This window comes from Neobacillus sp. MER 74, from assembly GCF_023714155.1.
Genome location: NZ_JAMAUV010000021.1, coordinates 47,192 through 57,865, shown reverse-complemented (window position 1 = coordinate 57,865; position 10,674 = coordinate 47,192). Strand labels below are relative to the sequence as shown.

The following is a 10,674-nucleotide window of genomic DNA, read 5'->3' as shown; positions in this document are numbered from 1 at the left end:
AACCTCTTTTCTATTCATGTAATGTTTGTTTGGTCACTTACATTATACAAGAATTTGGGGAGGTACTCCTTTTTTCATGCCTTGAAACGCTTGAGAGACAAGGGATTGGAAATATGAAATTCATTCACTTATTACCATTTAAGGAAATGACATTTTTTAAAGTGAGATATTTGTTAATCAGTTTTATTCTTTTTTTCGTAGCAATCCTTGTTTTTGTCATCAGTGGACTTGCAAATGGCTTATCTATGAACAATGCTTCAGCGATCATTAACATGCCAGTACATTCTATTTATCTGCAAAAAAGTGCTGAGGGGCGCATTGATCGATCTCACTTTACCCTTGATTTAGAGAAATTGACAGCAAAAAGTGAGGCTCAGCCAATTGGTATTCAAATGGGGGCCATTTCTAAAGTCAATTCTGAAGATAAATTAGATATTACATTTATGGCTGTACAGCCAGGAAGTTTTTTAGATCCAGATGGTAAGAGTTTAGAAACAAACGGGGGAAATTCTGTCTTACTAGACCGTTCGTTATCTCAAACAATTAAGAAAGGAATGATCGTAAAAGATGCACGAAGTGGAATAAGCTTAAAGGTTGTTGGTTTCTTGGATGATCAAACTTTTAGCCATACACCAGTTGCGCTTATTTCCCTTGACACTTGGGAGGAACTCGCTGGCGGCTCAAACAAAAGTGAATATAACGGAATTGCCATAAACAAAGCGGATCTAGGATTGGAAAAATCCATTTCTAGTTTATATAAAAATGGGGAATGGGTAAAAAAGGATCAAGTGGTCAAGGGCATTCCTGGGTATTCGGCTGAACAAAATTCGCTTTATATGATGTTATCGTTTTTAATCGTGATCGCTTTGTTTGTATTAGCCGCATTCTTTTATATTATGACCATACAAAAAACTGCACAGTTTGGCATCTTAAAAGCCATCGGTGCTAAATCGAGTCAATTGGTCAAATCAACTATCTTTCAGGTGATTATGTTATCTATTGTTAGTATTGCAGCAGCTGTAGCCTTTACTAAGGGCTTTATGTCTATTCTTCCTGATGATATCCCGTTTATATTTGATTTTGTGCAAATGGCTAAATTCTCAGGGTTATTATTTATTGTGTCGATATTCGGCTCATTATTATCGGTATTTAATATTGTGAAGGCCGATCCAATTCAAGCAATGGGGAGAGTAGAATAATATGATGATGGAACCATTAATATTAGAACAGGTTGAAAAATCATTTAAAGATGGCGATAAGGAAAATCATATCGTGAAAAACTTATCCTTCCGTTTAAAAACGGGCGAAGTGGTTGCGATTATTGGTCCTTCAGGGTCGGGAAAATCCACGTTTTTATCGATTGCAGGTGCTTTGCAATCTCCTGATAAAGGAAAAGTCATTGTAAATGGCACAGACATTGCAACCTTTAGTGATATTGATAAAGCAAACATTAGATTAAATCACCTAGGTTATATTTTCCAAACATCGAACTTAGTCCCTTATTTAAAGGTAGAAGAGCAATTGAGCCTTGTTTTAAAAATGGCGAACCAGTGGACAAAGGAAAGTAAAAGAAAGATTAACGAGATGTTAGTTGCAGTTGGGATGGAGCAACGATCTAAATTTTATCCCCGCCAGTTATCGGGTGGAGAAAAGCAACGAGTCGCCATTGCTAGAGCGTTTATTAATGATCCGGAAATCATCTTAGCGGATGAACCAACAGCCAGTTTGGATTCAAATCGAAGCATGTCCATTATTGAGTTAATCGCAAAAATCGTTAAGGAGCAAAACAAATCTGCTATCATTGTTACACACGACGAACAGATTCTACCGCTATGTGATCGGATTTACTTAATGAAGGATGGACAACTTATGGAGCAAGGAAACAGAGTTTAAATGTAAAGTGCTAGCAATCTGAGTGATTGCTAGCTTTTTAGAAGATAAAGTTGAATTGTGCAAAAGAATTAACAAAAGATGTTAAAATGGAGGTATTACTAAATACCAAAAGAGGAGAATTTATTATGAGCTTTGTTCGGAACAAATTCAGTGCGAAGTTTTTCCTTTTCCTCGTATTAGCTTTTCTGTTGATTCATGTGCCCATTCTAGGAAACTATGTAAAAGTCATTAATACGCTTATCCATGAGTCTGGTCATGCATTAATTGCTCTTTTTGGAGGGAATGTCGAACGAATATCGTTATTTATGAACTCCGAAGGGGCGACATACAGTAATCAGTCAACGTGGATTGGCAGCTTCTTAACGAGCCTAGGAGGATACACTTTTGCGTCATTTATGGCGTTTCTGTCCTTTTTATTAATTGGTAAGAAAAAGCAGAATTTGTTAATTGACATATTGTTAGGTTTTATTGGCTTGAATCTTATTTTTTGGGTAAGGAATCCTTATGGTTTGTTTTGGCTGTGCTCATTTGCGGTGGCTTTTCTTTACTTACTCATTAAAGGGAGTCAAAATTTTAGAGATAACTTATTATTGTTAATTGCCTCGATTCTTTTAGTTGACTCCGTCCAAAGCGCTTATGAAATCTTGTATATCAGCTTATTACAGCCACAATCTGCAGGGGATGCAGCAAATCTAGCCAGGCTCACAGGAGTCCTTCCAGCACAATTTTGGGGGCTTTTCTTCATGGTTCAGGCTCTGTGGTTTTGTTTCTATGGGTTAAAAAGAGGATATTACAAGCTTGGGAGTTGAAGTAATTCAGCTAATATTAGAAGCCCGCCTTGTTTCTGCGGGCTTGTGTAGATTATTTTTGTAAATCTTTTTTCGTCATTTCACTGCGAATATCTTTTTCTTTTGAAAACTCTGTATCTTGATTTTTGTTGTTAGGGTATTTATTTTTTCGTTCTCTGTTATCATTCTTGTTAGTCATCGTAAGCCTCCTTTTAAGTTACCTCGGAGATTATTTTGTGCAAGGGAGAACTTTTTACTCCCTTTTAATAAAAAGTTAAGAATGGAAGCATAAGCTATTATAGTGAGCAGCTAAAACGGAAGGGTGAGTATGTAATTGGATACTTTAGATGCAATTAAAACACGTAGAAACATAAAAAAATTTAAATCCATGGAGATTGACCAAAATTTAATCGATACATGGTTAGAGGCTGCATCAATGGCACCCAATCACCGCATGACGGAACCATGGGAGATTTTTTTTATTGGAACTGAGACTAGAGAGAGGCTAAACCATAAAACGAATTTTGGAAATGCTCCAATTGTGTTTATGGTTTTATCAAAGCAAGGTGCGACCTCTGTTGAGACAGAGGAAAATGCTATGGCCACGGCCTGCTTTATCCAAAATTTTAATTTAGCAGCTTGGGCAGAGGGTGTGGGTACATTTTGGTCTTCCATTGGCATTACGCAAAAAAACAGGGAGATTCTTCGTGTTCCGGATGGTTATGATATTATAGGTGTTTTGGGAGTAGGATATCCCGAAGTGATTCCGGAGCCAAAACCACGAACACCGATTAAGAATAAAATAAGTAATTTACCATAACAGGAAGTGTTGAGCCAACCGAACAATTCGGTTGGCTCTCTAAATTGCTAAATTGCTTCGAAGTATTCTAATGTAAGCCTGTTGATGATTTGTTGTACAGGAAGAATATCTTGAATTTCGCCTACTCTCGCTCCAGCAAATACAAGCCCATTTTCGACGTCGCCTTCCATCGAAACCAATAAAGAATCCATAGTACAGAATCGATAGGAACAATTTTTTAAGCAATCAATGCATTTAGTGATTTTTAACTTGTCCTTTCCACTAATTAATTTAGCAAATTGATTGTTTATTGCCCTTCCATGAAGACCTACTGTAGTTTTAACTAAAACTAAATCATCTTTTCTTGCATCAACATATTTTTGCTTAAAAGCTAATGGGGCATCACATTCTTCGCTGGCGACAAAACGTGTCCCCATTTGAACTCCTGAGGCGCCCATAGCAAGCGCTCTTGCAATATCTCCGCCAGTCAAAATACCACCTGCAGCAATAACCGGTATGGAAACTGCTTCAACCACTTCAGGTAGGATATCAAACATTGGGCGGTCGGTGCCAAGGTGACCACCTGCTTCAAAGCCTTCAACGACAACCGCTGCAGCCCCAAGTCTTTCGGAAATCCTAGCTAATTTAGCAGATGAGACGATTGAAATAACTGGAATTCCTGCTTGTTTTCCCCATGCATACATATCTCTAGAAATTCCAGCACCCGAGATAATAAAATCAACTTTCTCTTCAAGGGCAGCTTTCATTTTTTCAGCAAAGTCATTCATCGCGAATAGAACATTAACACCGATGTATCCAGCATCTTTAGCCAGACTTTTCGCCTTTCTAATATGTGCTCTCATTTCGTCCGTGGAAATCCCTGTTCCAGAGATAATCCCAATACCGCCAGCATTTGCGACAGCTGATGCCAATTTACTAAGTGATATACCTACACCCATACCGCCTTGCATAATCGGAACCTTTGGCATCATATGACCTATTTTAAGTTGTGGAAAGTTCAATTTATTACCCCGTTTCATTGTTTTTGTAGAAACTTCTCATGCATCATACCATTTCATTTTAGAGATGTCTGTGATTACTATCACCAGGTCATAATGGCAGGTGGTATGATTTTCTAATATGTTACAATAAACTTGATGTTATTTCATAACAACATTCCGTATAAAAAAATTGTTGAAACCAAACGATACGAAATGAAGTTAAAAATGGATGGTGGTAATTGTCATGATTTTATTTACTGATATAGACCTTGATGGGCTTGGATGCGGGCTAATCGCGAAACTTGCTTTTGGAGAAAAAGCGAATGTATTTTACTGTTCTTACAGGAATTTAAATCAAAGAGTGGAAGCGGTGATTAAAAACCCTGAGAATAATAATGTAGAAATATATATTACCGACTTGGCGGTAAATGAGCATGTGGAAAAAAAACTCGAGGAGCGGTTTAAACAAGGCAAACCTGTACAAATGATTGATCATCATGTGACAGCCTTGCATTTTAATGAATATAAATGGGGAAGCGTTATTCCCGAGTATGAAACGGGCAAGAAGACATGTGCCACTTCATTATTTTATGATCACTTGATTTCAAATGGAATCATGGAGAGAAATAAGGCGCTTGAGGAATTTATTGAGTTAGTCCGCCAATACGATACGTGGGAATGGGATGAAAACAATAATGTAACGGCGAAACGCCTAAATGATTTATTTTACATACGGAATAGAGAGCAGTTTGAAGAAGAAATGCTGAAAAGGTTAACGGAAAATACCGAATCGTTTATGTTATCTGAAATGGAGAATATGCTTCTAGATATTGAGGAGCAAAAGATTAATCGATATATTTATTCAAAAAGCCGACAAATTGTTCAAACCTTTATTGATGATTATTGTGTAGGGATCGTACACGCAGAACAATATTTATCGGAGTTAGGAAATGCGCTAAATAATTTATATCCGCATATGGATATGATTATTCTATTGAATATGAGTGGAAAGAAAATGGGTTTTCGAACCATTCATGATGAAGTAAATGTCGCAAACTTTGCAAAGAGATACGGTGGAGGTGGACATCCAAAAGCATCTGGTTCTGAAATGACAAGTGAGGCGTTTAAGCAATTTGTGGTGGATGTGTTTGGAATTCTGCCGCTTAAACCAGATGCGGATCGGAATGAATATAACGTGAAGACTTCTCATTCTGGGACAGCTTTTCAAAATCAAATGGGAGATATTACATACATCATCCCTAGCAGTGAGAGTGAATATTTTATTGTCCACAATAAGAAGAAACTGGATCAAACCTTTGCTACATTTGAAACTGCTGAGCGTTATCTCAAAAGAAATTTTTCTTCTTGGCTTCAGTATGACCAAGATTATCTCTATCAGTTATCTGCCACACTAAAGATGCCAATTGATAAGATAAAGGATAACCATGCGGAGATTATCAGCAATTACTTAGTCGATATACTTTAGAAGTAAAAGAGAGCTTGGGATTCCCAAGCTCTCTTTGCGTCATAAATTGGGGATTATTAAAAATTAAGATTCCGTTAAGGCGTGAATGGTAGTATAATCGTAGGTATTTGTTAGTGTTATTTCAGTATCGTAATTATCGTGAAACAGAAAGTAATTCCGTTAACATCCTCCTGTAATATTCAAACGGTATAATGGTTTTAGACACTATATTTTATGGTTTGGATAAGGGGAATTAATGGAGTATCAAATTTAACATTATTTCAAAATACCTTTTTGATAAAAAATAATGGGGTGATAGGGTGACTTCAACTTCAAAAAGGAGTAAGTATTTTGACAATGCCAAATTTATTTTGATTTTTCTGGTTGTCTTTGGGCACCTAATAAGTCCGTTAAAAGAGGAAGACGGGATTCTATTTACTTTATATACAGTCATTTTTCTCTTTCACATGCCAGCATTTATTTTTATCTCTGGATACTTTGCAAAGGGTTTTAAAAAGAAAGGCTATATTGTAAAGTCAATTAAAAAAATATTATTGCCTTATTTCATTTTCCAAATCATTTATTCGGTTTATTATTATTTAAATGGTCAGGAAGCTAGTCTGGAGTTCGATTTTTTACATCCACATTGGTCACTATGGTTTTTGCTGAGTTTGTTTTGTTGGAATTTATTACTTTATGTTTTTGCCAGATTTAGATGGGTCGGATTTTGTTTCTCCATCGGATTAGGAATAGCCATTGGATTTATTGATGATGTGGGTAGCTATTTAAGCTTGTCTAGAACATTTGTCTTTTTTCCGTATTTTTTATTGGGTTTTTTACTAAATGGCGATCAGTTGAAAAAAGCGATTCGTTCAAAATATTCACGTCATGTTGGATTAGTTATTATTCTCGGAACGCTGTTTTCTTTTGGGTTCAGTTTACCGCATAACGTCGTTCCATGGCTTTTGGGAGATACTTCCTATGCCAATATGGGACAAGAGGAATGGGTGGATGGACTTTATCGAGGCTTCCAATATCTGCTGACATTAATTGTCGTCTACGGATTTCTCACGGTTATACCTTCCAACCCACTAAAGGTATCGAAAATAGGTGAAAGAACGTTGTATGTCTATTTGTTCCATGGTTTTATTATCAAATCACTTGAAGTAACCGTTATTGACCAAAATTTATTTAATTTCTCAGGACAATATCTTTTACTGATTATCCTTTCTTTCGTCATCTGTTTAATCCTTGGCAGCTACGTCACTAAAAAATATACGCGTCCTATTGTGGAATTAAAGATTTAAGTAATTAAGGGAATCGTAAAGAGCCGAACAAATACCTGTTCGGCTCTTTTTATTGTTATAAGAATCCAAATAATGAGCTGACAATATTTTTCTTTTTTCTTTTACCCTTACTTGAATCAAATACCATAGGGTCATCTAATTGAGAAGGTATATTCACTTTACTAAGAAGCTTTTGGAATTGATCAAGTTGCCTAGTTAATTCATTTACTTGAGATTGTAATTCTTCTATTTCACGCCGGTGCTGTAAGAGTTGATATGAAACAACAGAATCTGCCTTGGAATGAAGGGCAATTTCTAATTTACTAACTTTTGCAGTCAATTCTTCAAATGCGTGATTGTTTTCTACGGCCTTTACAGCACCTTTTCTAGGAATTTTGTTCTCTTTGATTGGTGTGATTTCCTGGATTAATGTTCCATTTTGGAGTTGTTCATGGATTTTTTTTAATACTTCGATATCCTCTTTGTTAAAATGATAATGTCCGCGCTCATTTCTTTCCATTGGTAACTCGAGCTGTTTGACCCAGCGTTGAATAGTACTGGTAGAAACACCTAATAATTTTGCTACTTCACTAGTATTCATTTCGAATCCCTCCAATGAATTAATTAAATCTTAACCCAAATTAAGACCAGAATTTCCACCATTTCTTTTCTTTTGTTGCTGCTACATCCCGATAGCTGTTCAACATTTGTTGAAAGGCAATTTCTCGTTGTGTAATTTCTTGTCGGTATTGATCTCGCTCTTCAAGGAAGAATTCGCGCTCTTTGTGCATAGCCTCCGTTAAACTTGAGATTTCGTTGTTTGTAACATCTACATAGTGGGATAATTCCTCTGATGTTTCTGATAACTGTTTGGAGAGTGTATAAATTTCCTGAGAAGTTTCGATTGCTGCGTTGGTAATATTGTTAGAAAGGTAGTGTAAGGAGTCTGCCGAGAGTTCAGATGCTTTTTCTAAGCTCTTTGATAAATCTTGGATTTCTGCCTGTGTGTTAGCAGACGATTTATATATAGAGTCAGAGATTGACTTAACGGTTGTATAGGTCCCTTTGTTTATTTCCTTCTTTACTTCTTCCACTACTTCCTTTCGCACAACATTACGTATTTCATTTTTTACTTCGCTTAAGAAAGTTTCCTTATACGTATCCATTGCTTCGAAAAACTGATGCGCATCAATGGCATCCTGTATAGTAATTTGCGCGGAGGGTTCTGAAAGGACCTCGAGTGAAACTTGAGTAATCTCTTGTATAAATTCACTTTCAGGATGTAATTTCTTATGCATAATTTCTCTAATTTCTTCCTTAGTTAATTTATTTTCATACATTCTTTTAATTTCTACTAGTTTTTCAATTTCTAATTCTGTATAAATCCTTGCCCCTTGCTTTGTTCGGGGAATCTCGAGTAATTCCTCTAAATCTTTTTCCCACTGACGGAGAACGCCTGGTTTGATATTTATTTTTTTTGCCGCTTCTTTTAAGGTATAGGTCTTCATTAGAACAGTCATTCCTTTCTATTTATCTAGGAAATAATTCATCTTCTGTAAGTTATTCACCATTTGGTATTACTTTTTCCTGCAAGATGACAAAAGCTATCAAAACAAGACGGAAACCATGAAATAACAACATTTTTTTTGCGAAAAGCATTTTCTAAAATAAATATTTGCAAAAAAACAATTGAGAGAAATGATATAGAGGTTTATTATATGAAGTGAAAAAGATAAAGAAAGAAGGAGCAACATGTGGATTGCAGCGGCCTTTATTACTATGGTTTGCTTCGGGGCAAATAATACAATTTTTAAGTGGAGTACGGGGATGAGGGTCTCGAAGGTACATATACAGTTCTTTTTTTATTTTGTTGCCTTTGTCTTAACATTAGGATTTGCGATTGTTAATGAAACCGTTCATCTAAACGTAATGACTATTCTGCTGGGAGCATTGATTGGTATACTAAATGCAAACGGCAATATCCAAATGTCAAAGGCTTTTGAAAAAGGGCCTGCTAGTTTAACCTCACCATTAATAGGCACGAATACTATATTTCCAATCATTTGTGCAGCCTTTGTTTTTCATGAACAAATTACATTGATTCAGTGGTTAGGGATTGTATTTATGCTTGGGTCTGCCATGGCAATTCAATATTCAACGGAAAAAAAACGAAGGACCAATTATCTTCCTTGGATGATTCGTGTGGGCCTAGCGATTGTATCCTTTGGAATATTAGGGATTTTAATGAAAACAACCTCTTATTTGCATCTCAATTCATTGAATATCCTCATTTCTATGTATGGTGGCGGAAGTATTTATTTAATCATTTGTAGTGTCCTGACAAAGGAAAAATGGCAGAGATCAGAAGTCAATGTGGGTTCGATTGTAGGTCTAATTAGTATTTTAGGCTATAGTTGTTATTTCTACGCACTTAAAACAGGGACAGCTAGTATCGTCTTTCCAGTAGTAAGTCTAAATTGTCTAGTCGTTGTTCTAGCTGGATTTTTGCTTTATAAAGAAAAACTTAAAAGGTATCAAGTTATTGGCGTTCTTACTGCCATAGTTGGGATCATTTTTACGAAGTTATAAAAAAGTGCAGGCCTTTCAGTTTAATTGAAAGGTTCTGCACTTTTTTTTAGCTCAGACTTTAGTTAATGAGACCAAGCTTTTTCAATCCATTATAAATACCAGAATTAGTGACCTCTGTCGTTTTATGTTTGGCATATTGAAAAAGATCAGGATGTCCGTTTCCCATCGCAAAGCCTTCCCCGACAGTTTGAAGCATTTCCTTATCGTTCATTCCATCTCCAAATGCAATTGAACTTTCCTTATCGATTCCAAGTCTCTCTAATACTACTTGAACTCCAAAACCTTTGTTCACACTATCTTGAATGACATCATAACAATGGCGCATTCCGTCGACATTGACTTGTGATAAGTGGATTTCCTCTTCATTTTCCTGATAAAGGGCAGGATCGTCTTTTTTTAAATTCACCAGTGTCATCCCTAATACAGCGTTATTGACTGCCGGTGAATACGGTTCATTTTTGTGTAAGTGAAATTTGTGCATAAATTCAGTGCTAATCTCTGCTTCTATATTGGTAAAAACGTTCTTACTATTTGTATAAAGGACCACTTCATTCTGATTTTCCTTTGCAATTTCTAAGAATTTTGTAACGGTTGAGCTGTTCATTGGTTTCTGGTAGAGGTCCTTCCCTTTATAAATGGCATAGGCTCCGTTATAACCAATGAATGAATGAATATTCAACTCCTTGCCAAGTTCATCTATTTCATGAAGCGGCCTGCCGGTTGCTAAGAAAACCTCCACCCCTTTTGCTTGAACTTGTGAAATGGCTTCTTTGGTAGAATCCTCGATTGTATCATCAGGTCTCAGTAGTGTTCCATCAATATCTAAAAATAAAACTTTGTAATTGGTCACGTC

The 10,674-nt window shown here is 36.2% G+C and carries 12 protein-coding genes; 7 read left to right on the top strand and 5 right to left on the bottom strand.

Annotated features, from left to right (window positions below; genetic code table 11):
- The 3 genes from M3610_RS22835 to M3610_RS22825 form a co-directional block, all read left to right on the top strand.
- A partial coding sequence (locus M3610_RS22835) for an ABC transporter permease (protein ID WP_251462871.1) occupies nucleotides 1–1,199 on the top strand: 1,199 nt, incomplete at its 5' end.
- A 1-nt stretch (nucleotide 1,200) separates the two neighbouring features.
- The gene (locus tag M3610_RS22830; RefSeq protein WP_251462869.1) at nucleotides 1,201–1,893 is read left to right on the top strand and encodes an ABC transporter ATP-binding protein; all 693 of its coding nucleotides are present in this window, start codon (nucleotides 1,201–1,203) and stop codon (nucleotides 1,891–1,893) included.
- A 125-nt stretch (nucleotides 1,894–2,018) separates the two neighbouring features.
- Complete coding sequence (locus tag M3610_RS22825; RefSeq protein WP_251462867.1) at nucleotides 2,019–2,702, top strand: M50 family metallopeptidase; 684 nt, start codon at nucleotides 2,019–2,021, stop codon at nucleotides 2,700–2,702.
- A 52-nt stretch (nucleotides 2,703–2,754) separates the two neighbouring features.
- Here the strand turns inward: M3610_RS22825 and M3610_RS28085 are convergent, their stop codons facing one another.
- Complete coding sequence (locus tag M3610_RS28085) at nucleotides 2,755–2,880, bottom strand: hypothetical protein (protein ID WP_285851459.1); 126 nt, start codon at nucleotides 2,878–2,880, stop codon at nucleotides 2,755–2,757.
- Between the two features lie 135 nt (nucleotides 2,881–3,015).
- On the opposite strand from M3610_RS28085, the gene M3610_RS22820 reads away from it, so the two are divergent.
- A complete protein-coding gene (locus M3610_RS22820; protein WP_251462865.1) occupies nucleotides 3,016–3,501 on the top strand; it encodes a nitroreductase family protein in 486 nt (161 codons plus the stop codon).
- Nucleotides 3,502–3,548: 47 nt separating this feature from the next.
- Here the strand turns inward: M3610_RS22820 and M3610_RS22815 are convergent, their stop codons facing one another.
- Nucleotides 3,549–4,520: an NAD(P)H-dependent flavin oxidoreductase gene (locus M3610_RS22815; RefSeq protein WP_251462863.1), complete on the bottom strand. Its 972-nt coding sequence runs from the start codon at nucleotides 4,518–4,520 to the stop codon at nucleotides 3,549–3,551.
- A gap of 205 nt (nucleotides 4,521–4,725) precedes the next feature.
- On the opposite strand from M3610_RS22815, the gene M3610_RS22810 reads away from it, so the two are divergent.
- Both M3610_RS22810 and M3610_RS22805 read left to right on the top strand, forming a co-directional pair.
- Complete coding sequence (locus M3610_RS22810; RefSeq protein WP_251462862.1) at nucleotides 4,726–5,967, top strand: DHH family phosphoesterase; 1,242 nt, start codon at nucleotides 4,726–4,728, stop codon at nucleotides 5,965–5,967.
- A 299-nt stretch (nucleotides 5,968–6,266) separates the two neighbouring features.
- On the top strand, nucleotides 6,267–7,253 hold the full coding sequence (locus M3610_RS22805) for an acyltransferase family protein (RefSeq protein WP_251462860.1): 987 nt from the start codon (nucleotides 6,267–6,269) through the stop codon (nucleotides 7,251–7,253).
- A gap of 55 nt (nucleotides 7,254–7,308) precedes the next feature.
- On the opposite strand, the gene M3610_RS22800 is transcribed toward M3610_RS22805, so the two are convergent.
- Both M3610_RS22800 and M3610_RS22795 read right to left on the bottom strand, forming a co-directional pair.
- Complete coding sequence (locus tag M3610_RS22800) at nucleotides 7,309–7,833, bottom strand: MerR family transcriptional regulator (protein ID WP_251462858.1); 525 nt, start codon at nucleotides 7,831–7,833, stop codon at nucleotides 7,309–7,311.
- A 40-nt stretch (nucleotides 7,834–7,873) separates the two neighbouring features.
- Nucleotides 7,874–8,740, bottom strand: coding sequence for a MerR family transcriptional regulator (locus M3610_RS22795; RefSeq protein WP_251462856.1), 867 nt, complete (start codon nucleotides 8,738–8,740; stop codon nucleotides 7,874–7,876).
- 244 nt (nucleotides 8,741–8,984) lie between these two features.
- On the opposite strand from M3610_RS22795, the gene M3610_RS22790 reads away from it, so the two are divergent.
- Nucleotides 8,985–9,821, top strand: coding sequence for a DMT family transporter (locus M3610_RS22790; RefSeq protein WP_098574949.1), 837 nt, complete (start codon nucleotides 8,985–8,987; stop codon nucleotides 9,819–9,821).
- A gap of 58 nt (nucleotides 9,822–9,879) precedes the next feature.
- Here M3610_RS22790 and M3610_RS22785 read toward each other — a convergent pair whose 3' ends face one another.
- Nucleotides 9,880–10,671, bottom strand: a complete 792-nt coding sequence (locus tag M3610_RS22785; protein WP_098574948.1) for a Cof-type HAD-IIB family hydrolase — start codon at nucleotides 10,669–10,671, stop codon at nucleotides 9,880–9,882.
- Between the last annotated feature and the right edge of the window lie 3 nt (nucleotides 10,672–10,674).

Bases quoted from the DNA above. Each gene is read 5' to 3' on its own strand.
- M3610_RS28085 (WP_285851459.1), bottom strand. From the start codon at position 2,880: ATGACTAACAAGAATGATAACAGAGAACGAAAAAATAAATACCCTAAC.
- M3610_RS22790 (WP_098574949.1), top strand. From the start codon at position 8,985: ATGTGGATTGCAGCGGCCTTTATTACTATGGTTTGCTTCGGGGCAAAT.
- M3610_RS22830 (WP_251462869.1), top strand. From the start codon at position 1,201: ATGATGATGGAACCATTAATATTAGAACAGGTTGAAAAATCATTTAAA.
- M3610_RS22825 (WP_251462867.1), top strand. From the start codon at position 2,019: ATGAGCTTTGTTCGGAACAAATTCAGTGCGAAGTTTTTCCTTTTCCTC.
- M3610_RS22815 (WP_251462863.1), bottom strand. From the start codon at position 4,520: ATGAAACGGGGTAATAAATTGAACTTTCCACAACTTAAAATAGGTCAT.
- M3610_RS22810 (WP_251462862.1), top strand. From the start codon at position 4,726: ATGATTTTATTTACTGATATAGACCTTGATGGGCTTGGATGCGGGCTA.
- M3610_RS22800 (WP_251462858.1), bottom strand. From the start codon at position 7,833: ATGAATACTAGTGAAGTAGCAAAATTATTAGGTGTTTCTACCAGTACT.
- M3610_RS22795 (WP_251462856.1), bottom strand. From the start codon at position 8,740: ATGAAGACCTATACCTTAAAAGAAGCGGCAAAAAAAATAAATATCAAA.